This is a genomic window from Streptomyces synnematoformans (genome assembly GCF_039531005.1).
Lineage (GTDB): Bacteria > Actinomycetota > Actinomycetes > Streptomycetales > Streptomycetaceae > Streptomyces > Streptomyces synnematoformans.
In genome coordinates, this window is sequence record NZ_BAAAPF010000104.1 from 1 (window position 1) to 21,549 (window position 21,549).

18 protein-coding genes, 2 pseudogenes and 1 riboswitch are annotated in these 21,549 nt (G+C 72.7%); of the genes and pseudogenes, 6 read left to right on the plus strand and 14 right to left on the minus strand.

Annotation, left to right across the window (positions count from 1 at the left end; translation table 11 throughout):
• Nucleotides 1-80 precede the first annotated feature (80 nt).
• The 6 genes from ABD317_RS17035 to ctaE form a co-directional block, all read right to left on the minus strand.
• Complete coding sequence (locus tag ABD317_RS17035) at nucleotides 81-1,472, minus strand: aminotransferase class V-fold PLP-dependent enzyme (protein ID WP_344290826.1); 1,392 nt, start codon at nucleotides 1,470-1,472, stop codon at nucleotides 81-83.
• Nucleotides 1,473-1,657: 185 nt separating this feature from the next.
• A riboswitch (SAM riboswitch) is annotated at nucleotides 1,658-1,775 on the minus strand.
• A 112-nt stretch (nucleotides 1,776-1,887) separates the two neighbouring features.
• Nucleotides 1,888-2,955: an anthranilate phosphoribosyltransferase gene (gene trpD, locus ABD317_RS17040; RefSeq protein WP_027753752.1), complete on the minus strand. Its 1,068-nt coding sequence runs from the start codon at nucleotides 2,953-2,955 to the stop codon at nucleotides 1,888-1,890.
• A gap of 127 nt (nucleotides 2,956-3,082) precedes the next feature.
• A complete protein-coding gene (gene qcrB, locus ABD317_RS17045) occupies nucleotides 3,083-4,717 on the minus strand; it encodes a cytochrome bc1 complex cytochrome b subunit (RefSeq protein ID WP_344290828.1) in 1,635 nt (544 codons plus the stop codon).
• The gene (gene qcrA / locus ABD317_RS17050) at nucleotides 4,714-5,784 is read right to left on the minus strand and encodes a cytochrome bc1 complex Rieske iron-sulfur subunit (RefSeq protein WP_344290829.1); all 1,071 of its coding nucleotides are present in this window, start codon (nucleotides 5,782-5,784) and stop codon (nucleotides 4,714-4,716) included. The genes qcrB and qcrA overlap by 4 nt, the downstream gene beginning before the upstream one ends.
• Nucleotides 5,781-6,596 carry a cytochrome bc1 complex diheme cytochrome c subunit gene (qcrC, locus tag ABD317_RS17055; RefSeq protein WP_027753755.1) on the minus strand — a complete coding sequence of 272 codons (816 nt, stop codon included), beginning with the start codon at nucleotides 6,594-6,596 and terminating at the stop codon, nucleotides 5,781-5,783. The genes qcrA and qcrC overlap by 4 nt, the downstream gene beginning before the upstream one ends.
• Nucleotides 6,597-6,659: 63 nt before the next feature.
• Nucleotides 6,660-7,280 carry an aa3-type cytochrome oxidase subunit III gene (ctaE, locus tag ABD317_RS17060; RefSeq protein ID WP_027753756.1) on the minus strand — a complete coding sequence of 207 codons (621 nt, stop codon included), beginning with the start codon at nucleotides 7,278-7,280 and terminating at the stop codon, nucleotides 6,660-6,662.
• Nucleotides 7,281-7,425: 145 nt separating this feature from the next.
• Here ctaE and ABD317_RS17065 point away from each other — a divergent pair.
• Nucleotides 7,426-7,836: pseudogene (locus ABD317_RS17065) on the plus strand (hypothetical protein); the annotation flags it as partial.
• 57 nt (nucleotides 7,837-7,893) lie between these two features.
• Here ABD317_RS17065 and ABD317_RS17070 read toward each other — a convergent pair.
• The 4 genes from ABD317_RS17070 to ctaC all read right to left on the minus strand — a co-directional run bounded on the left by ABD317_RS17070 (nucleotide 7,894) and on the right by ctaC (nucleotide 12,408).
• A complete protein-coding gene (locus tag ABD317_RS17070) occupies nucleotides 7,894-9,147 on the minus strand; it encodes a L,D-transpeptidase (protein ID WP_344290830.1) in 1,254 nt (417 codons plus the stop codon).
• A 116-nt stretch (nucleotides 9,148-9,263) separates the two neighbouring features.
• A complete protein-coding gene (locus ABD317_RS17075; RefSeq protein WP_344290831.1) occupies nucleotides 9,264-9,662 on the minus strand; it encodes a cytochrome c oxidase subunit 4 in 399 nt (132 codons plus the stop codon).
• Nucleotides 9,659-11,413, minus strand: a complete 1,755-nt coding sequence (gene ctaD, locus ABD317_RS17080; RefSeq protein ID WP_344290832.1) for an aa3-type cytochrome oxidase subunit I — start codon at nucleotides 11,411-11,413, stop codon at nucleotides 9,659-9,661. Before ctaD ends, ABD317_RS17075 begins: the two co-directional genes overlap by 4 nt.
• Nucleotides 11,410-12,408 (minus strand): aa3-type cytochrome oxidase subunit II, encoded by a 999-nt coding sequence (gene ctaC, locus ABD317_RS17085; protein WP_027753761.1) that lies wholly within the window; start codon nucleotides 12,406-12,408, stop codon nucleotides 11,410-11,412. Before ctaC ends, ctaD begins: the two co-directional genes overlap by 4 nt.
• A gap of 274 nt (nucleotides 12,409-12,682) precedes the next feature.
• On the opposite strand from ctaC, the gene ABD317_RS17090 reads away from it, so the two are divergent.
• Nucleotides 12,683-14,119 carry a cysteine desulfurase/sulfurtransferase TusA family protein gene (locus ABD317_RS17090; protein WP_344290833.1) on the plus strand — a complete coding sequence of 479 codons (1,437 nt, stop codon included), beginning with the start codon at nucleotides 12,683-12,685 and terminating at the stop codon, nucleotides 14,117-14,119.
• Nucleotides 14,120-14,238: 119 nt separating this feature from the next.
• Here ABD317_RS17090 and ABD317_RS17095 read toward each other — a convergent pair whose 3' ends face one another.
• A complete protein-coding gene (locus ABD317_RS17095; protein ID WP_027753763.1) occupies nucleotides 14,239-15,228 on the minus strand; it encodes a PfkB family carbohydrate kinase in 990 nt (329 codons plus the stop codon).
• A gap of 146 nt (nucleotides 15,229-15,374) precedes the next feature.
• On the opposite strand from ABD317_RS17095, the gene ABD317_RS17100 reads away from it, so the two are divergent.
• Nucleotides 15,375-15,626: a hypothetical protein gene (locus ABD317_RS17100; protein ID WP_037781689.1), complete on the plus strand. Its 252-nt coding sequence runs from the start codon at nucleotides 15,375-15,377 to the stop codon at nucleotides 15,624-15,626.
• 87 nt (nucleotides 15,627-15,713) lie between these two features.
• Nucleotides 15,714-17,501 carry a hypothetical protein gene (locus ABD317_RS17105; protein WP_344290834.1) on the plus strand — a complete coding sequence of 596 codons (1,788 nt, stop codon included), beginning with the start codon at nucleotides 15,714-15,716 and terminating at the stop codon, nucleotides 17,499-17,501.
• 141 nt (nucleotides 17,502-17,642) lie between these two features.
• On the opposite strand, the gene ABD317_RS17110 is transcribed toward ABD317_RS17105, so the two are convergent.
• Entirely contained in the window at nucleotides 17,643-17,996 is a 354-nt protein-coding gene (locus ABD317_RS17110) for an iron-sulfur cluster assembly accessory protein (RefSeq protein WP_027753766.1), read from the minus strand.
• A gap of 287 nt (nucleotides 17,997-18,283) precedes the next feature.
• Here ABD317_RS17110 and nadA point away from each other — a divergent pair, with 287 nt between their 5' ends.
• Together nadA and ABD317_RS17120 are read left to right on the plus strand one after the other, a co-directional pair.
• Nucleotides 18,284-19,468, plus strand: coding sequence for a quinolinate synthase NadA (gene nadA, locus ABD317_RS17115; RefSeq protein ID WP_344290835.1), 1,185 nt, complete (start codon nucleotides 18,284-18,286; stop codon nucleotides 19,466-19,468).
• Between the two features lie 56 nt (nucleotides 19,469-19,524).
• Nucleotides 19,525-20,400, plus strand: a complete 876-nt coding sequence (locus ABD317_RS17120) for a GNAT family N-acetyltransferase (RefSeq protein ID WP_344290836.1) — start codon at nucleotides 19,525-19,527, stop codon at nucleotides 20,398-20,400.
• A gap of 193 nt (nucleotides 20,401-20,593) precedes the next feature.
• Here ABD317_RS17120 and ABD317_RS17125 read toward each other — a convergent pair whose 3' ends face one another.
• Both ABD317_RS17125 and ABD317_RS17130 read right to left on the minus strand, forming a co-directional pair.
• Nucleotides 20,594-21,331, minus strand: coding sequence for a response regulator transcription factor (locus tag ABD317_RS17125; protein WP_344290837.1), 738 nt, complete (start codon nucleotides 21,329-21,331; stop codon nucleotides 20,594-20,596).
• A pseudogene (locus ABD317_RS17130) lies at nucleotides 21,328-21,549 on the minus strand (hypothetical protein); the annotation flags it as partial. The gene ABD317_RS17125 and the pseudogene ABD317_RS17130, both read right to left, overlap by 4 nt.

A 21,549-nucleotide genomic window follows, 5' to 3' on the forward strand; every position in this document is an offset into this window, starting at 1 on the left:
CCTGGCGGACGCGCTCGCGCCCGTGCGGACGTACGGGGCTGGGCACACCCCGCCCCGCGGCCGGACCCCGGCCGCCCCGCTCAGGCCGCGACCGGCTCCGCGCCGGCGGCGGGCACGCAGCGGCCGTCCACCGTGCGGTAGGGCCACCGCGCCCCGTCGCGCACCAGCGACCCCAGCGCCGCCAGGAACCGGTCCACGTGCTCGTCCGGCGTGCCCGCCCCGAAGCTGACCCGCACCGCGTTCAGCGGCCGCTCCCCGTCGCCCGCGGCGCCCCCGCACGCGGCGGACTCGGCGGACCCGCCGGCGTCGCCGAGCAGCGCCCGTACCAGCGGGTGCGCGCAGAACAGCCCGTCGCGCACCCCGATCCCGTGCTCCGCCGACAGTGCCGCCGCCAGGTGCGGGCTGCTCCAGCCGTCGACCACGAACGAGACGACCCCCACCCGCGCCGCGTCCGCGCCGAACAGCGACAGCACCCGCACCCCCGGCAGCTCCGCGAGACCCGCGAGCACCCGCGCCACCAGCGTCTGCTCCCGTGCCACCAGCGCGTCGAAGCCGGCCTCCGTCAGCGCCCGGCACGCCGAGGCGATCGCGTACGCGCCGATCACGTTCGGCGAACCCGCCTCGTGCCGCGCCGCGGTCGTCTGCCACTCGACGTCCACGCCCCCGCCGGCCGCGCGCAGGACCCGCCGGCTCGCGCCCCCGCCCGCGAGGTACGGCGGCGCGGCCCGGAGCCAGTCCGCCCGGCCGGCGAGGACGCCGGCGCCGAACGGCGCGTACAGCTTGTGCCCGGAGAAGGCCACCCAGTCCACGCCGAGGTCCGCCACGTCCACCGGGTGGTGCGGCGCGAGCTGCGCGGCGTCCAGGACCAGCCGCGCCCCGTGCCGGTGCGCCGCGGCGGTCAGCTCCCGTACGGGCCACAGCTCGCCGGTGACGTTCGAGGCGCCGGTGACGCACACCAGCGCCGGCCCGTCGCCGACCCGCGCGGCGAGCGCGGAGTCGAGCGCCGCCACGGCCTGCCCGGGGCTGCCGGGGGCGGGGAGCACGGTGACCCGGCCGGCCGCGGACCCGCCGTGCTGCCAGGGCAGCAGGGCCGCGTGGTGCTCGGTCTCGAAGACGTAGACCTCGGTGCCCGGCGGCAGCGCCGCCGCCAGCAGGTTCAGCGAGTCGGTGGTGGAGCGGGTGAAGACGACCTGGTCGTCGGGGCGGCAGCCGAGGAACCCGGCGACCGTCGCGCGGCTGGACTCGAACAGCTCGGTGGACAGCTGCGAGAGGTAGCCGGCGCCGCGGTGCACGCTGCCGTAGTACGGCGCGTAGGCGGCGACGTCGTCCCAGACGCGCTGCAGCGCCGGGGCGCTGGCGGCGTAGTCGAGGGCGGCGTACTCGGCGTCGCCGCCGGTGACGAGCGGGGCGCGGACGTCGCGGCCGAGGACGGGCAGACAGCCGGGGGCGGGGGCGGACGTGGACGCGGACATGCGGAACTCCCGTGAGCAGACGTGACGATGCGGGGTGGCGGGCCGGTACGGCCCGGCAGAGGACGCGCGCCGCCCGGACGACGGGGGGGGGACGCGCACAACGGCGGCGGGGCGGAGGCCCCTAGCGCATTCGCTTGCTCACGGCGGTACTCCCTCGGCCGGCCAGGACCCCTGGGTTCGCGAGGGGTCCGCGCTTGCCGCAGACCTCGCTGCCTGCGGCCCGGTCATCACCCGGGGCACCCCGCCACGGACGGAGGGTTGCCGGACAGCGGGCCGGGGCCTTGATCGCTGTCGCTCGTGACCTGGTCAGGAGTATGCGCACCGGAGAGCCGCGGCGCAACCCGGTTGCCCGGACTGTCCGCAACTCTCCGGAAACGACGGAAAAGAGCCCCCGGGGCGGGAGCCGCCGCCGGCCTCAGCCGTTGCTGGCCGCCACCCAGCGCTCCAGCACCCGCTGCGCCGCCCCCGAGTCGATCGACTCCGCCGCCCGCACGATGCCCGCCGCGATCCGGTCCGGCAGCGGGCCGTCCGCGTCGGCGTCCAGGGCGGTGAGGGCCGCCGCCGCGTTGAGCAGGACCGCGTCGCGCACCGGGCCGGTCTCGCCGGCGAGCAGCCGGCGGGCGACGTCCGCGTTGTACGAGGCGTCGGCGCCCCGCAGCGCCGCCACCGGCACCAGGTCGATGCCGACGTCCCGCGGGTCGAAGGTCTCCTGCCGCACCGCGCCGCCGCGCACGAGCCACACCTGAGAGGTGGCGGTCGTGGTCAGCTCGTCCAGCCCGTCGTCGCCGCGGAAGACGAGCGCGGACGCGCCGCGCTCGGCCAGCACCCCGGCCATGATCGGCGCCATCCGGGCGTCCGCGACGCCGGTGGCCTGCGCCCCGACCCGGGCCGGGTTGGCGAGCGGGCCGAGGAAGTTGAACGGGGTGGCCACGCCCAGCTCCTTGCGCGTCTGCGCGACGTGCCGCAGCGCGGGGTGGAACTTCACCGCGAAGCAGAACGTGATGCCCGCCTCCCCGGCGACCTCGGCGACCCGCTGCGGCGTGAGGTCGAGGTTGACCCCCAGCTTCTCCAGCACGTCGGAGGCGCCGGAGGCGGAGGACGCCGCCCGGTTGCCGTGCTTGACGACCTTCGCACCGGTCCCGGCGACGACGATCGCGGACATGGTGGAGATGTTGACGGTACGGGCCCGGTCGCCGCCGGTGCCGACGACGTCCACGGTCGGGCCGGGGACGTCGATGGTGTGGGCGTGCTCGTACATCGTGCGCACCAGGCCGGACAGCTCCGCGACCGTCTCGCCCTTGGCCCGCAGCGCGACCGCGAACCCGGCGATCTGCGCGTTGGTGGCCTCGCCCGACATGATCTGGTCCATGGCCCAGGCGGTGTCCTCGGTGCTCAGGTCCCGCCCGGCGATCAGCGCGCTGATGACGTCCGGCCAGGAACGCGCGGCCGAGCTGTCGCCTCCTGCTGCCGTCTGCACGCTCATGGCACACCATCCCGTGGGTCGTCTCAGCTGTCGGGCGTCAGCCTATCGGGGGCAGGGTACGCCGAAGGGCCCCCGTCCGGCTGCTGGACGGGGGCCCTCACCGACGATCCGCGGGCGGCGGACGGGCTCAGTGGTGCCCGTGGCCGCTCGTGATCTCCTCGTACTCGCGCCGGGTCGGCTTCGGGATCTGGCCGGCCTCGCCGAAGTAGCCCTGCGAGAGCCGGGCCCGCAGCTTCTGCACCGGGCTCTGCTTGCGCACCACGCCGTTGTCGTCGACCGACGGGCCCAGCTCCAGCGGGGCGTACTGGTCGTGCGCGGTGAGCTTGTGCAGCTCGTCCTGCGGCAGCGGCTCGTGCACCTCGATGAACTCGCCGTGCGGCAGCCGCTTGATGATGCCCGTCTCCCGGCCGTGCAGGATCTTCTCGCGGTCCCGCCGCTGCAGCCCGAGGCAGATGCGCCGGGTGATCCAGAAGGCCAGCACCGGGGCGACGAAGAAGGCGATCCGCACGGTCCAGGTGATCGTGTTGATCGACAGGTGGAAGTGCGTGGCCCACAGGTCGTTGCCGCCGGCCGTCAGCAGCACGAAGACCAGGGTCAGCCAGGCCACGCCGAAGCCGGTGCGGGTCGGCACGTTGCGCGGGCGGTCCAGGATGTGGTGCTCGCGGCGGTCGCCGGTGACCCAGGACTCGAAGAACGGGTAGGCCATCATCATGATCGGGACGACGCCCACGAGCGTCAGCGGGATGAACACCCCGAAGTTGATCGTGTACCCGCCCGGGATGACCCACTCCCAGCCCGGCATGAACCGGATCAACCCCTCGGTCCAGCCCATATACCAGTCAGGTTGGGCTCCGGTGGAGACCATGTCTGGTCGGTACGGTCCGAGATCCCAGACCGGGTTGATGGTGAACAGCCCCGCGATCACCGTGATCACGCCGAAGATCAGGAAGAAGAACCCGCCCGCCTTCGCCACGTAGACCGGCATGAAGGGCATGCCCACGACGTTTTCCTCGGTCTTGCCCGAGCCCGCGTACTGGGTGTGCTTGTGGTAGAAGACCAGGATGATGTGAAGGACGAAGAGCCCCAGCATGATCCCCGGCACCAGCAGCACGTGCACCGCGAAGAACCGTGGGATTATATCCGTCCCGGGGAACTCGCCGCCCCAGAGGAAGAACGCCAGGTACGTGCCGATCACCGGGGTGGCCAGCGTCGCGCCCTCCATGAAGCGGACGCCGGTGCCGGAGAGCAGGTCGTCGGGGAGCGAGTAGCCGGTGAAGCCGGCGATGCAGCCGAGGACCAGCAGCGTGAAGCCGAAGATCCAGTTGACCTCGCGCGGCTTGCGGAACGCACCGGTGAAGAAGACGCGCATCATGTGCGTCGCCATGGCGGCGATGAAGATGAGCGCGGACCAGTGGTGGATCTGCCGGATGAGCAGACCGCCGCGGACGTCGAAGCTGATGTCCAGCGTGGAGGCGTACGCCTCGGTCATCCGCACGCCGTTCATCGGCGCGTACGAACCGTGGTACGTCAGCTCCGCCATGCTCGGCTTGAAGAACAGCGTCAGGTACACGCCGGTCAGCAGCACGATCAGGAAGGTGTACATGGCGATCTCCCCGAGCATGAAGGACCAGTGGTCCGGGAAGACCTTGCGGAGATTCTTCCGGCCGGCGCCGTGCAGCCCCAGCCGGCTGTCCGTCCAGTCGGCGAATCTCTCGCCTCTGCCGGGCGGGTTGCGCCGTGCGTCTGTCGTGGTGGTGCTCATCCGCGCTCCCAGAAGCTCGGGCCGACCGGCTCGTCGAAGTCGCCGAGCGCGTACAGGTAGCCCTCGTCATTGACGGTGATCTTCAGCTGCGGCAGGGGGTGCCCCGCCGGGCCGAAGAGCACACGCGCGCCGTCGGAGAGATCGAACGTGGACTGGTGGCACGGGCACAGCACGTGGTGCGTCTGCTGCTCGTACAGGCTGACGGGGCAGCCGACGTGCGTGCAGATCTTGGAGAAGGCCAGGATGCCCTCGTGTCCCCAGGACGCCGACTCCGCGTCCTTGATGTCGCCCGGATGGATCCGGACGAGCATCAGGGCCGCCTTGGCGATTTCCTTGTTGAAGTCGTGGGCGCCGTCCTCCAGCCCCTCGGGCTTGGCGAAGGAGAGCGACCCGACGGTGATGTCGGCGGGGCGCAGCGGCTCGTCGGTGTTCATGTTGATGAGCAGCTTGCCCTTGTCCCACATGGTGTGCCGGAGCTTGGTCTCCGGCAGCGGGCCCAGGTCGCGCAGCAGCACGATGCCGCTGAGCGGGACCAGGGTGAGCGCGCCGAGGAGGGTACGCCGGATGATCTTGCGGCTGCCGATCTGCGATTCCTCGGTGCCCTGCCGCCACTCGCTCTTGACCAGGGTCTTGGTCTCGGGAGTCGCCTCGATCGGGTGCCGCTCCTGGACGATCTCCACGTCGGACATCAGCGTGCGGGACCAGTGGATGGCGCCGGCGCCGATGCAGAACAGCGCAAGACCCAGGGTGACGCCGAGCGCGAAGTTCAGCGCGCTGATGTGGCCGAGCGGGAAGATGTAGACGATCTTGTCGACGTCGATGGCGACGAACGAGGCGATGAAGCCGACGGTCGCCAGCATCGAGACCGTGAACAGCAGCGACACCGTGCGCTCGGAGCGCTTCGCGGCCCGCTCGTCGATGTCCTGCTTGCGCGGCTCGTGCGGCGGCAGGCCGGGGTTGGCGAACGGGTCGTGCTCCTCGACCGCGACGCCGCCCTCGCCGCCCTCCCGGACGGTCGGCAGGTGCTCGCCGTTGTTCTCGTTCTCGGAACCAGCCTGGCTACTCATGACTTCCTGGCCTTTGCAGTCCGGGCGGCGATCCAGATCGTCAGGACGATGAGGGCCCCGAGCCCGAAGACCCAGGCGAACAGACCCTCGCTCACGGGGCCGAGGCCGCCGAGGCTGAACCCGCCGGGCGACTCGGCCTCGTCACCGCCGACCTCGTCGAGGTAGGCGATGATGTCCTGCTTGTTCTCCGGCGTCAGCACCCCGTCGGGGAAGGCCGGCATGTTCTGCGGGCCCGTCACCATCGCCTCGTACATGTGTTTGGGATCGACGCCGTCGATGTTCGGCGCGTACTTGCCGTCCGTCAGGGCGCCGCCCTTGCCGGTGAAATTGTGGCACTGCGCGCAGTTGTTACGGAACAGGTCGCCGCCGCGGCCGACGTCACCGCCCGCCGGGTCGTACTGGCTCTCCTCGGGCACCGCCGGGCCCGGGCCCAGGGAGGCGACGTACGCGGCGAGCTGGTCGATCTCCTTCTGGGTGTAGATGTTCGGCTTCTTCGGCGCCTGGGCGCCCTGCTGCTGCAGGGGCATCCGGCCCGTGGAGACCTGGAAGTCCACCGCCGCCGCGCCGACGCCCACGAGGCTGGGGCCGTCGCTGGAGCCCTGCCCGCCGGTGCCGTGGCAGCTCGCGCAGCCGACCCGGTAGAGCTTCTGCCCCTCCTCGACGGCGAGGGACTGTGCTGCGCTTGTCTCGTCGGCCTGCGCCTTGCCCGTGGGCGCGAATGTGGCGTACAGCCCCCCGGTGGCCGCCAGCGCGATGAGTAGGACGACGAGCGCCGCCAGCGGATGGCGCCGTCGTGCGGAGAGCTTTTTCACGGATTACCCCGGTATCAGGATCTTCAGCGTCGGTGTGCTTCTCGGTGCCGGCTCCCCGGCCGGTTACTTGATCATGTAGATCGTGGCGAAGAGGCCGATCCAGACCACGTCGACGAAGTGCCAGTAGTAGGACACCACGATCGCCGCGGTCGCCTGCTGGTGCGTGAAGCGTCTGGCCGCGTAGGTGCGCCCCAGGACCAGCAGGAAGGCGATCAGACCGCCCGTCACATGCAGTCCGTGGAAGCCGGTGGTCAGGTAGAACGCCGAGCCGTACGCGTCGGAGGAGATCGAGATGCCCTCGTGCTCCACCAGCTCCACGTACTCGGTGACCTGCCCGCCGATGAAGACGGCGCCCATCACGAAGGTGACCGTGAACCACATCCGCAGCTTCTTCACGTCCCCGCGCTCGGCGGCGAACACGCCGAGCTGGCAGGTGAGCGAGGAGAGCACCAGGATCGTGGTGTTGCCGAGCGCGAACGGGAAGTTCAGGGCATCTGCGTGCTCCTTCCAGAAGTCCGCACCCATCACCGACCGCAGGGTGAAGTACATCGCGAAGAGGGCCGCGAAGAACATCAGCTCGGAACTCAGCCAGATGATGGTTCCGACGCTGGTGAGGTTCGGCCGGTTGACCGACGGGTGCGCGTGCCCGGTCTCTACTGCTGTTGCTGTCGCCACGTCCGACATTATGTCGGTCCCTTATCCCCGCCTCACTCCGGGGGGTCCCGTTCGGAGTGTCAAGCCCCGTAGAGCGCCCCTGGACTGCACCGCCGCACCCCGGGCGGAGTAGCATCCGCCCTGAGAGCGGTGCCCGAGAACCACCGGAGGAACGATGCAGTCGACGGCCGCAGCACCGGTCAACGTGCTGGTCTACAGCGACGACGCGAACACGCGCGAGCAGGTCCGGCTCGCCGCCGGCCGGCGCCCGGCGGCCGATCTGCCGCCGGTGGAGTACGTCGAGTGCGCCACGCTCCCCGCGGTGCTGGCGGAGCTGGAGCGGGGCGGCATCGACGCCTGCGTGCTGGACGGCGAGGCGGTGCCCGCGGGCGGCATGGGCGTGTGCCGGCAGATCAAGGACGAGATCTTCCGCTGCCCGCCCGTCCTGCTGCTCATCGGCCGCCCGCAGGACGCCTGGCTGGCCACCTGGAGCCGGGCGGAGGCCACCGTGGCGCACCCCGTGGACCCGGCGGCCCTCGCCGACGGCCTGGCCGGCGTGCTGCGGACGCGGCTGGCGATCGGCGCCGGAGGCGCCCGGCGGCGGCGTCCGCGGGCGGCGTCGCGGCGGCGGGGCGACGGCGCTTCAGATCCCGGGCCGGAGGCGGTTCGCGTCCGCCGGGGAGCCCCCGTTGCCGGCGCCCGGCGTGAGGGCGCTGCCCTCCTGCCACTTGGTCCAGGACAGGTTCCAGTCGCCGAAGCCGTTGCCGAACGGGGCCATGTCCTCGCCGTAGCTGTTGACGACCTCCACGATGTCGCCCTGCCGTACGGTCTCGAAGAACCAGGCGGCGTCGTCGGTGCTCATGCCGGTGCAGCCGTGGCTGACGTTGGCGGCGCCCTGGGAGCCGACGGACCAGGGGGCGGCGTGCACGTACTCGCCGCTCCAGGTGACCCGGGTCGCGTAGGACACCTGGAGGTCGTAGTCCTCGGCGGTGCCGCCGACGCCGATGCTGGCGCCGGTCATCCGGACGAGCGGCTGCTTCTCCAGCACCACCTTCTTGCCGTTGCGGGTCTCGAAGCCCGGCTTGCCGGTGGTGACCGGCATGGTGTTGATCTCCTCGCCGTTGCGGTAGACCGTCATCTCGTGCGCGGCGGCGTCGGTGACCGCCTCGATGCGGTCGCCGATCTTCAGCTCGACCGGCTTCGCGGCGCCCGCGTAGACGCCCTCGCGCACCTTCACGCCCTCCAGCCGGCTCTCCAGCCGGACCCGGGCGCCGACCGGCCAGTACTCCCGGGGCCGGTAGTGCAGCTCCTTGTCGCCGACCCAGTACCAGGCGCCCTCGACCCGCGGGGTCGAGGCGACCTTCAGCCCGCGTTCGACGACGGCCCGTTCCGACTGGGTCCGCACCGCCCGGCTGAGCTTCACCGTGAGCGGCTGGCCGACGCCGTACGTGCCCTTGTCGGGGCCCAGCTCGACCTGCATCGGCTTCTTGGCCTTCGCCGCCGAGGTGCGGTACGTCAGCCGCTTGCGGCCGGGCGCGCCGTCGTCGCTCTCCGTACTCACGTCGACGGTGTAGCGGGACCGGGCGGCCAGCGGGACGGTGCTGCGCCAGGTGTGGCCGTCGGCGGACAGCCGGCCGCGCACGTACCGGCCGTGCCCGTCCACGGCCGTGACGTCCGTGATGCGCGCCTGCCCCTGGGCGGTCACCTTCAGGTCGTCCGCCGGGTCGGCGAGCCGGGTGTCGCCGCCGAGGCCGGCCAGCGTGATCCGCCCGGCGGGCTCCCCCGGCTCCCGGGCCAGCGGATGCCCGCCGGCGCCGCAGGCGGCGAGACCGGGGGCGAGGGCGACCAACAGCAGGGAACAGCTGACTGCCGTGCGGCGGCGGGGCGTTTGGCTCATGATCACACGCTAGGCAGCCGCGCCGCCCGGCGCGCGGCGTGTGGGCCATACGAGGGGGCCGCGACACCCGTTCGGCGTGCCGCGGCCCCGTCGGAGGACCCGTGCGGTAGTGCGGGCTACTGGTTCTGGTCCGCCCCGCGGTAGTACTCGAAGACCCAGCCGTAGATGCCGACCAGGATCACGGGGATGGAGAAGTACAGCAGCCACCAGTCGAGGACGACGCCCAGGAAGGCGAGCGCCCCGCCGATCGCCAGCGACAGCGGCTGCCAGCTGTGCGGGCTGAAGAAGCCCAGCTCGCCGGCGTCGTCGGCGACCTCCGCCTCCTTGTTGTCCTGCGCCCCGGTGTCGACCCGGCGGGCCGTGAAGACCAGGTAGTACCCGATCATGGCGGCCAGGCCGAAGGCCAGGAACAGCGCGGTGGTGCCGACCGGCTCCTTCGACCAGTAGCCGTAGACGATCGCCGCGACGAGGATGAAGGCGGCGAGCCAGCCGAACATATGGCCCTGGATCTTCACTTGGCTTCCCCTTCGCTGCCGCCCCCGACGAGCGTCTTCTCACCGTCGCCGTGGCCGTGGCCGACCGCCTCGGACGCCGCGATCTCGGGATGGTGCAGGTCGAAGGCCGGCGATTCGGATCTGATGCGCGGCAGCGAGGTGAAGTTGTGCCGTGGCGGCGGGCAGGACGTGGCCCACTCCAGCGAGCGGCCGTAGCCCCACGGGTCGTCGACCTTGACCTTCTTGCCGTACTTCGCGGTCTTCCACACGTTGTAGAAGAACGGCAGCATCGACATGCCGAGCAGGAACGAGCTGATCGTCGAGAAGGTGTTCAGGGCGGTGAAGCCGTCGGCGTCGAGGTAGTCCGCGTACCGCCGGGGCATGCCCTCCGCACCCAGCCAGTGCTGCACCAGGAAGGTGCCGTGGAAGCCGATGAACAGCGTCCAGAAGGTGATCTTCCCGAGCGTCTCGTCCAGCATCTTGCCGGTGAACTTGGGCCACCAGAAGTGGAAGCCGGCGAACATCGCGAAGACCACGGTGCCGAAGACCACGTAGTGGAAGTGGGCCACCACGAAGTACGAGTCGGAGACGTGGAAGTCCAGCGGCGGCGAGGCCAGGATGACACCGGTCAGACCGCCGAAGGTGAACGTCACCAGGAAGCCGATGGACCAGAGCATCGGTGTTTCGAAACTCAGCGATCCCTTCCACATGGTGCCGATCCAGTTGAAGAACTTCACTCCCGTCGGCACCGCGATCAGCATCGTCATGAAGGCGAAGAACGGTAGGAGGACGCCTCCGGTCACGTACATGTGGTGCGCCCACACGGTCACGGACAGGCCGGCGATGGAGATCGTGGCGGCCACCAGGCCGATGTAGCCGAACATCGGCTTGCGGCTGAAGACCGGGACGACCTCGGAGATGATGCCGAAGAACGGCAGCGCGATGATGTACACCTCTGGATGGCCGAAGAACCAGAAGAGGTGTTGCCACAGGAGGGCACCGCCGTTCGCCGGATCGAAGATGTGCGACCCGAGTTTGCGGTCCGCCTCCAGCGCGAACAGCGCGGCGGCCAGCACCGGGAAGGCGAGCAGCACCAGCACGGCGGTGAGCAGCACGTTCCAGGTGAAGATCGGCATCCGGAACATCGTCAGGCCGGGCGCCCGCATGCAGATGATGGTCGTGATGAAGTTGACCGAGCCGAGGATCGTGCCGAAGCCGGAGAACGCCAGGCCCATGATCCACATGTCGGCGCCGACGCCCGGCGAGCGCACCTCGTTCGACAGCGGCGTGTACGCGAACCAGCCGAAGTCGGCCGCGCCCTGCGGCGTGATGAAGCCGGCGACCGCGATCAGCGACCCGAAGAGGTACAGCCAGTACGCGAACATGTTCAGCCGCGGGAACGCCACGTCCGGCGCGCCGATCTGCAGCGGCATGATCCAGTTCGCGAAGCCGGCGAACAGCGGCGTCGCGAACATCAGCAGCATGATCGTGCCGTGCATCGTGAACGCCTGGTTGAACTGCTCGTTGCTCATCACCTGCGAGCCCGGCCGGGCCAGCTCGGCGCGCATGAACAGCGCCAGGACGCCGCCGAAGATGAAGAAGAAGAACGAGGTGGCCAGGTAGAGCGTGCCGATCGTCTTGTGGTCGGTGGTCGTCATCCACTTGACCACGACGTTGCCCGGCTCACGGCGGCGCGCCGGTACCTCGTCCTCGTACACGTCTTCGTCTGCGCCCGCGGTCGCCGCACCCCGGGGTTCGTTGAGGATGCTCATTGCCTGTTGGTCTCCGCATTCCTAGCGGCGTCGGTCTGGGCGATGCCCGCCGGGATCGACCCGGTCTGGCCCTTGGCGGCCAGCTCCTGCAGATGCTGGCGGTACTCCTCGGGGGAGACCACCTTCACGTTGAAGAGCATCCGGGAGTGGTCCGTGCCGCACAGCTCGGCGCACTTGCCCATGAAGGTGCCCTCCTTGTTGGGGGTCACCTCGAAGACGTTCGTGTGGCCGGGGATGACGTCCTGCTTCATCAGGAACGGCACCACCCAGAACGAGTGGTTGACGTCCCGGGAGGTCAGCACGAACTGGACCGTCTCGCCCTTGGGCAGGACCAGCGTGGGGCCCGGGTTGCCGGTGTCCTCGTTCACGCTGGCCGGCACACCGTAGTCGTAGACGCCCTCGGCGCCCTCCGGCACGGCCTCGTAGTCCCGGTCCGGGATGGCGGCCAGTTCCTTGGGCCGCTTCGCCGGTGTGGCGGCGTCGCCGTCCACGTCCTCCAGGTAGTTGAAGCCCCAGCTCCACTGGTAGCCGACCACGTTGATGACGTGGTCCGGCTGCTCGGAGGTCTCCAGCAGCTCGCTCTCGTCGCGCGCGGTGAAGTAGAAGAACACCGCCACGATGATGAGCGGGACGACCGTGTACAGCGCCTCGATGGGCAGGTTGTACCGGACCTGGGCCGGAACCTCGACCTTGGTCCTGGACCGGCGGTGGAAGATGATGCTCCACAGGATCAGTCCCCACACCAGGACGCCGACGGCCAGCGCGGCCGCCCAGGAGCCCTGCCAGAGGGAGAGGATGCGCGGCGCCTCCTCCGTGGTCGGCGAGGGCATGCCCAGGCGGGGGAAGTCCTCGGAGGTACAACCGGTGAGGGTGACCAGGACCAGGCCCGCGGCCAGCGCCTGCGGCAGCCTTCGCCGCATCGTGCGCCGCGGCGAGCGGGTACCTCCCGCGGCTGCCTTGTGGCCGCGGGGGAGGTCGGAGCCGTTGTGACTCACGTAGCGCCTTCCCGAGAGTCTCGCCCACGGTCCCTTCGGGTGCGCGCGGGCAGCAGGTTTGATGTTTACGCGGACCAAACCCTACTGGACGCCATTTGGGGTCGCTCGGGGAGGGTGCCCTGGCGCGCCGGGCGCCCTCCGATGGGGTGGCGGCGGCGGTCAACCCGGCCCCGCCGGTCCCCCGTCGGCGCCGCTCCCGGGCGGCGTCCGGCCCGCCGCCGCCCGGGCCGCCGCCCCCGGCCCCGCGGCCCGGACCGGCCGTTAGCGTGGTCGGGTGCCGTACTTCGACGCCGCCTCGTCCGCCCCGCTTCACCCGATCGCCCGGCAGGCGCTGCTCGCCGCGCTCGACGAGGGCTGGGCCGACCCCGCCCGGCTGTACCGGGAGGGCCGCCGCGCGCGGCTGCTGCTGGACGCGGCGCGCGAGACCACGGCGGAACTGGTCGGCTGCCGCCCGGACGAGTTGGTGTTCACGCCCTCGGGCACCCGCGCCGTGCACGACGGGATCGCCGGGGCCCTCAAGGCCCGGCGCCGCGCCGGCCGGCACCTGGTCGTGTCCTCGGTCGAGCACTCCGCCGTGCTCCATTCGGCCGAGGCCCACGGGGCGGCGGGCGGGGACCGGGCGGCCGGGAGCGACGGCGCGGTGGCCGGGGACGCCGGCGGCGACGTGACGTACGTGCCGGTCGACCGCGGCGGCCGGGTGGCGCCCGGGGCGTACGCCGCGGCGCTGCGCGCCGACACCGCGCTGGCCTGTCTGCAGTCCGCCAACCACGAGGTGGGCACCGAGCAGCCGGTCGCCGAGGCGGCCGAGGAGTGCCGCGCCGCGGGGGTGCCGCTGCTGGTGGACGCGGCGCAGTCGCTGGGCTGGGGGCCGGTCGCGGGGCCGTGGTCGCTGCTGGCGGCGAGCGCGCACAAGTGGGGCGGCCCGCCGGGCGTCGGGCTGCTCGCGGTGCGCAAGGGGACGCGCTTCGCGCCCGCGGGCCCGGCCGACGAGCGGGAGGCGGGCCGCGCCCCCGGGTTCGAGAACATCCCGGCGATCGTCGCCACCGCGGCCTCGCTGCGCGCCGTACGCGCCGAGGCGGCGGCCGAGGGCGCCCGGCTGCGGGCGCTGGTGGACCGGATCCGGGCGCGGGTGCCGGAGACGGTGCCGGACGTGGAGGTCGTGGGCGACCCGGAGCGCCGGCTGCCGCACCTGGTGACCTTCTCCTGTCTGTACGTGGACGGGGAGGCGCTGCTGCACGCACTGGACCGGGCGGGGTTCTCGGTCTCGTCCGGGTCCTCGTGCACGTCGAGCACGCTGACGCCGAGCCATGTGCTGGGGGCCATGGGGGTGTTGTCGGAGGGCAACGTGCGGGTGTCGCTGCCGCCGGGGACGTCGGCCGACGAGGTGGAGGGCTTCCTGCGGGCGCTGCCGGACGCGGTCGCCGGGGTACGGGCGGAGCTGGGCGCGCCCGCGCGCGGTGCGGCGGAGGAGGCCCCGGCGGCCGGCGAGACGGTCGTCGACGCGCTCGGCCGGCGCTGCCCGGTCCCCGTCATCGAGCTGGCGAAGGTCTTCGACCGGGTGCCGGTGGGCGGCACGGTGCTGGTGCTGTCGGACGACGAGGCGGCGCGGCTGGACATCCCGGCGTGGTGCGAGATGCGCGGGCAGGAGTACGTGGGCGAGGAGCCGGCGGCGGGCGGCGGCACGGGGTACCGGGTGCGGCGCACGAGCTGAGCGGCCGGTCCGTACCGGCCGGGCGGGGCGGCCGTACGGGGCCGGGGCGCGTACGGCCGCAGGCCGCGGGCGCCCGGCGTGTACCGCCGCCGGGCGCCCGCGTACGTGTCCCGGCCGGGCTAGTCCTGCACGCTCTCCGGCAGGTGCTCCTGCACCTCGGCGGCGGCCTCCTGCCCGTACGCCTTGGTGAACCGCGCCACGAAGTTGCTGCGCTGCAGCTCGTACTCCTGCGGGCCCACCGTCTCGATGACCAGCGTCGCCAGCATGCAGCCGAGCTGCGCGGCCCGCTCCGTGCCCACGCCCCAGCCGAGCCCGGCCAGGAAGCCGGCCCGGAAGCCGTCGCCGACGCCCGTCGGGTCGGCCTTGCGTTCTTCCTCGGGGCAGCCGACGAGGATCGGCTCCTCGCCGGCGCGGTCGATGCGGACGCCGCGGGCGCCGAGCGTGGTCACCCGGGTGCCGACGCGGGCGAGCACCTCCGCGTCGCTCCAGCCGGTCTTGGACTCGATCAGCCCCTTCTCGTACTCGTTCGAGAAGAGGTACGCGGCGCCCTCGGTGAGGGTGCGGATGCCTTCGCCCTCCATGCGGGCGATCTGCTGGGAGAAGTCGGCGGCGAACGGGATGCCGCGGGTGCGGCACTCCTCGGTGTGGCGCAGCATCGCCTCGGGGTCGTCGGCGCCGATGGAGACCAGGTCGAGGCCACCGACGCGGTCGGCGACGGTCTTCAGCTCGATCAGCCGGGCCTCGCTCATCGCACCGGTGTAGAAGGAGCCGATCTGGTTGTGGTCGGCGTCGGTGGTGACGACGAAGCGCGCGGTGTGGAGCACTTCGGAGATGCGTACGGAGCCGGTGTCGACCCCGTGCCGCTCCAGCCAGTCGCGGTACTCGCCGAAGTCGGCGCCGGCCGCGCCGACGAGGATCGGCCGGGCACCGAGCTGGCCCATGCCGAAGCAGATGTTGGGTCCGACTCCGCCGCGGCGCACGTCCAGTTTGTCGACGAGGAACGACAGCGAGACGGTATGCAGCTGGTCCGCGACCAACTGGTCGGAGAACCGACCCGGGAAGGTCATCAGATGGTCGGTCGCGATGGAGCCGGAAACGGCAATATGCACGGCGTACGCTCCTGTAGGCGGGGCGGGTAACGCGGGTACTGGTCACGCTACCGGCTGAACGTGCGCGTCCGAAGACGTCCGACTCGGCCAAAACTACCTGATAGTAGGTCTTACCACTCGTCACCGCGGGTGCGTACGGTCGAGATATGCAGAAGGACATGCGGGCCTCCGCCACCCCCCTCCCGTCCCCGGCCTTCCCGGGCACCGCCCCGCTGGAGCTGGACGGCGGCCTGGCCGAGCTGCGCACCGACTGCGCCCGGATGGCGCCGCACTGGTCGGGACACGCGCGGACGTCCGCGGTGCACGTGCCGGACGCACGGATCAGCGGCCTGGCGCGGATCATGGTGCCGACGACGTCCGCGGACCTGCTCCGCGGCATGTCCGAGTACGGCGACTGACCGTTCCGCCCGGTCGGCTTCCCCCGGCGGGAACCGGATCCGCGTGACCGGCGTCCCATCGGCATCCGTAGACGAAGGAGCCGAACGGTGAGCACCGAGCACACCCCAGGGGCCGGGCCCGACCCCGAGCGCGGGCCTGAGCCCGGGTACGCCCACGCGCACGCCGAGCACGGGCCGGACGGCCGCTCCGCCGACGACCCGGGCGACCCGGGCGGCGGCCGGCGCCGCCCGGGCGTGCTGGCCGCCGTCGCCGTCGCCGCCGCGGTGATGCTGACCGGCGGCGGCGTCGCGTACGTCGTGGACCGGACGGGCGACGGCGGCGCGGCCTCGGACGGCTCCGGCAGCGGCGGCGGGCCGCCCGGGCTGCGCTTCGACGGGCTCTCCATGGAGTCCGCCGCGTCGGCCGGCGGCACGCCGCTGCGTGTCGTGGGCGAGCTGCCCGAGGGGCCGGACGAGGCGCCGGTGTACGCGCCGGAGGGCCGGGTCGCGGCCGCCGACGTGGCACGGCTCGCGAAGGCGCTGGGGCTGCCGGGCGAGCCCCGGCAGGAGGGCGGCGGCTGGCGCGTCGGCGTCTCGCGCGACGGGCAGGGCCCGCTGCTGCAGGTGGCGGCGGAGGCGCCGGGCGCCTGGACGTACTCGCAGCACTCCGCGGGCACCTGCGGGGCCCCACTACCGGCGGATCCGGACACGACAGACGAGACAGATAAGGCCGACAAGACCGACAAGGGAGGCGAGGCGGCCGACGGCGACCCGGGCGCGGCGGTGTCGACCACCGAGTGCGCGGCCCCCGGAAACCTGCCCCTCGACCGGACGGGCGACCCGGTGCCGGAGCCCGCGGCGAAGAAGGCCGCGCAGCCGGTGCTCGCGGCGCTGGACCAGCAGGACGCCGAGGTGGCGCTGCCCGAGCCGTTCGGGGCGGTGCGTACGGTGACCGCCGAGCCGGTCGTCGGCGGGCTGCCGACGGCGGGCTGGGAGACGTCGCTGCAGATCGGCGCGGACGGGCAGGTGAGCGGCGGCAACGGCTACCTGACCGAGCCGGCCGAGGGGCACACGTACCCGGTCATCACGGCGGACGAGGCGCTGAAGGAGCTGAACAAGCCGGCCGACGGTCCCCGCGAGGACCGGGCGGTCGCGCCCGCGTGCGCCTCGGCGGTGCCGTACGAGAAGGGCACCGGGCCGGGCAGGCCGCTGGTCGGCAAGACGGACCCGTGCCTCGGCAAGCTGGAGCCGACCAAGGTGCGCGGCGCCGAGTTCGGGCTCTCCGCGCAGTCGGTGGCGGGGCGGCCGACGCTGGTGCCGTCGTGGCTGTTCGAGGTGACCTCGGACGCGCCGACCCCGTACCACGGCGGCAAGCCCGGGACGATCGTGTGGCCGCAGCCGGCCGTCGCGCCGGAGTACGTCACCACCGCCGACCCGGGCACGCCGACCCCCCAGCCGGCCCCGCCCACGTCCGCGCCGGGCGCCGAGCCCAGCACGGGCGGCGGGTCCGACGGCGACGCCGGCAGCGGCGCCGAGCCGGGCTCGCCGGGCCTGGTGGAGCCCGCGGAGCCGGCGGCGCCCGACCTGCCGTCGTCGGCGCCGCCGGAGCGGCCGGAGAGCGGACCGGCGGAGACCGCCGTGGCGGTCGAGTCGTACTCCGTGGCCGGGCGCACCCTGGAGCTGCACTTCTGGGGCGGCGTGTGCACCGACTACGCGGCGGAGGCCGAGGAGTCGGGCGGCCGGGTGGAGGTGCGGGTCACCGGCGTGGAGAAGGAGCCGGGCCAGGTCTGCATCAAGATCGCGAAGCGCTTCACCGAGAAGGTCGAGCTGTCCGCGCCGCTCGACGGCCGCACGGTCGTGGACGCGGGCACCGGGGAGAAGGTCACCGCGAAGTAGCAGAAACCTGCCCGCGGGCGGCATCGCCCGCACAGGCGGAAGGCGGCGGAACCGTGGGGGTTTCCGCCGCCTTCCTCATGCCGGTACGGGCCGGGGGGCCCGCCGTGGGACCCGGGTCCGCGTGCGCTCCGGGCGGGTGCGTCAGCTGAAGGAGTCGCCGCAGGCGCAGGAGCCGGTGGCGTTCGGGTTGTCAATCGTGAAGCCCTGCTTCTCGATCGTGTCGACGAAGTCGATGGACGCGCCGCCCAGGTACGGGGCACTCATCCGGTCGGTCACGACCGAGACGCCGCCGAAGTCCTTGACGACGTCGCCGTCGAGGTCGCGGTCGTCGAAGAAGAGCTGGTAGCGCAGGCCCGAGCAGCCACCGGGCTGAACGGCGACGCGGAGCTTGAGATCCGGCTGGCCTTCCTGCTCCAGCAGGCTCTTGACCTTCGCCGCAGCGGCGTCGGACAGAATGATGCCGTCGACTGCGGTGGTCTCGCCCTGAACGGTCATTCGTATGTCTCCCGGGTTGTGGACTGCTTGCCGATCGAGTCCAACCGGCCGCGCTCCCGATTCATTCCGGCCGGGCGCGCGTTTTCTTGCTCCTTTCATGCTCGCACACGCCACCACCTCGGGTCATCCGCCGGCGGCCCGGCGGGTGGGCACGGCGGCATTCGTCACATTGACGCGAGCACCATCGTCAACCTGACGCGAAGGGGTTATGATTAATAATGTCAATCTGACGAAAAAGGATGCGTCGGCAGCCCGCCGAGAGCCGAAGAGAAAGGGTGGAGTGCGCTGTGACCACCGCCCAGGACCTTGATGTGACCCCCACGCCCCTCGCCCTGCTCCTCCTCGGGCGCGCGGCGGACCCCGCCAGCGAGCGCGGCGTCGACTGTCCCGGCGACCTGCCCGCGCCCTCCGACCCCGGGCTGGTCGAACGCGCCCGCGCGGCCCGGGAGCGGCTGGGCGAGAAGGCCTTCGTCCTCGGCCACCACTACCAGCGCGACGAGGTCATCCAGTTCGCCGACGTGACCGGCGACTCGTTCAAGCTCGCGCAGCAGGCCGCCGCCCGCCCCGAGGCGGAGTACATCGTCTTCTGCGGCGTGCACTTCATGGCCGAGTCGGCGGACATCCTCACCTCCGACGCGCAGGCGGTCGTCCTGCCCGACCTGGCCGCCGGCTGCTCCATGGCCGACATGGCCACCGCCGAACAGGTCGCCGAGTGCTGGGACGTGCTGACCGAGGCCGGTGTGGCGGACGTCACCGTCCCCGTGTCGTACATGAACTCCTCCGCGGACATCAAGGCGTTCACCGGCCGGCACGGCGGCACCATCTGCACCTCCTCCAACGCCCGGCGCGCGCTGGACTGGGCGTTCGCCCAGCGCGCCGGCGGGAGCGGCAAGGTGCTGTTCCTGCCCGACCAGCACCTCGGCCGCAACACCGCGATACGCGACCTGGGCCTGGCCCCCGGCGACTGCGTCGTCTACAACCCGCACCGGCCGAACGGCGGCCTGACCGCCGAGCAGCTGCGCGCCGCGAAGATGATCCTGTGGCGCGGCCACTGCTCCGTACACGGCCGCTTCTCGCTCGACTCGGTGGACGAGGTACGCGCCCGGATCCCCGGCGTGAACGTGCTGGTCCACCCCGAGTGCAAGCACGAGGTGGTCGCCGCCGCCGACCAGGTGGGCTCCACCGAGCACATCATCAGGGCCCTGGACGCGGCCCCCGCCGGCTCCAAGTGGGCCGTCGGCACGGAGCTGAACCTCGTCCGCCGGCTCGCGAAGCAGCACCCCGACAAGGAGATCGTCTTCCTCGACCGCACCGTCTGCTTCTGCTCCACCATGAACCGCATCGACCTCCCCCACCTGGTCTGGGCGCTGGAGTCGCTGGCGGACGGCAAGGTCGTCAACCGCATCGAAGTCGACAAGGAGACCGAGCACTTCGCCAAGCTGGCGCTGGAGCGGATGCTGGCGCTGCCCTGACGCCCCGCGGGGTACGGGGGTGACGCGGGCCCGGCGCAGGGCAGAGGATTGACCTCATGATCCTGCGCCAGGTCCGCGACTCGAAGGACGACGCCGAGGCCGTACGCCTCACCACCGACGCGGCGTTCGCCGCCTCGGCCGCCGCCAAGGGCGACCCGCCGGTCGAGGGCGACGAGAACCAGGCGATCCTCCTGCGCAGCGTCGTACGGCACCTGGCCCGCACCGACCCCGGCGGCTGCTGGCTGGCCATGGACGACTCGGGGCAGCCGACGGGCGCGGCGCTGTCCACCAGACGCGAGGGCACCTGGGGGCTGTCGCTGCTGGTCGTCACGCCGGAGGCGCAGGGCAAGGGGCTGGGCAAGGCGCTGCTCGCGCGCACGCTCGCCTACGGGCGGGGCTGCCTGCGCGGCCTCGTCTGCGGCTCCCGCCACCCGCACGCCGCCCGCGCCTACCGCGCCGCGGGGCTCACCCTGCACCCCGCGATGCGGCTGCGCGGCACCGTCGACCACGCCGGTCTCGAACCGCCGACGGGCGCGGTGGTCGAGGGCGGGCCGGGGCTGCGCGACCTCATGGACTCCGTCGACCGCAGGCTGCGCGGCGGCGCCCACGGCCCGGACCACACCGAGCTGCTGCGCCACTACCGGTGCCTCGTCTCCGACGACCTCGCGGGCAGCGGGTACGCGTACCTCCGCGACGGCCGGGTCGAGCTGCTGGCGGCGACGTCGCGGCGGATCGCGGCGCGGCTGCTGACGGCGGCGCTGCTGAGCCTGGCGCCGGGGGCGGCGGCGCGGATCGGGCGGCTGACGGCCGATCAGGAGTGGGCCGTGGACGTGGGCCTCGCGGCGGGTCTTGAGCTGACGACGGCGGGCTATGTGTGCGTACGGGGCATGCGGCCGCCGGCGCCGTACATCCCTTCGGGGCTGTTCCTCTAGGGCCTGTCGTCAGTCTCGCGTCGTTCGCCCGCAGGGCGGGCGGCGCGGCGGCTGGTGCGTGCGATCGCAAGGCGGAGGGTCGACCGCATAGTGGGCCTATTCGGTCGATCCCGACAACGCAGCGAGCGTGCGTGCCAGGCGTCGCGCCGCAGACGGGAGATTGACGACAGGCCCTGGGCCGCCCCGCCGGCGGCTACGGGTCCGCGGTCCGGCCGCCGGGGCGGACCAGGCCCGACTCGTAGGCCAGGACGACCAGCTGGGCGCGGTCGCGGGCGCCGAGCTTGGCCATGGTCCGGTTGACGTGCGTCTTCACGGTCAGCGGGCTGACCTCCAGCCGCTCGGCGATCTCGTCGTTCGCCAGGCCGCGCGCGACCAGGCTCAGCACCTCGCGCTCCCGGCTCGTCAGGGCGCCGAGCCGCTCCGTCGCGCCCGTCCCCTCGGCGCCGTCGGCCGGGCCGCCGGCCGGCGCGTCGCCGCCGGCCAGGAACCGGTCGATCAGCCCCCGCGTCGCCGCCGGGGACAGCAGCGCCTCGCCGTCCGCGGCCACCCGGATCGCGGCCAGCAGCTCGTCCGGCTCCGCCCCCTTGCCGAGGAAGCCGGAGGCGCCGGCGCGCAGCGCCTCGATGACGTACTCGTCGACCTCGAAGGTCGTCAGGATCACCACGCGCACGTGGCGCAGGCCGTCGTCCGCGGAGATCGCCCGGGTGGCGGTCAGGCCGTCGCTGCCGGGCATCCGGATGTCCATCAGGACCAGGTCCGCCCGCTCCTCGCGGACCAGCCGCACCGCCTCCGCGCCGTCGCCCGCCTCGCCGACCACCTCCATGTCCGGCTCGGAGTCGACCAGCACCCGGAACGCGCTGCGCATCAGCGCGTGGTCGTCGGCCAGCACCACCCGGATCGGCCGCACCCGCGGCGGCGGGACCTCGCTCACCCCTGCTCCTTGATCGCCTCGCCGGGCCCCCGGCGCCGGCAGCCGGGCACCCGGCGCGCCTCACCGGTCGCCGCGCCCGTCGCCCGCGCCGTCCGAGCCGGGCCCGCGCCCGCGCCGTCGGGTTTCCGGCCCGCGTCCGCGTCGCCGGCCACCGGCAGCGGCAACCGTACCCGCACCTCGAAGCCCTCCCGGCCGAAGGAAGCCACCACCGGCGTGGC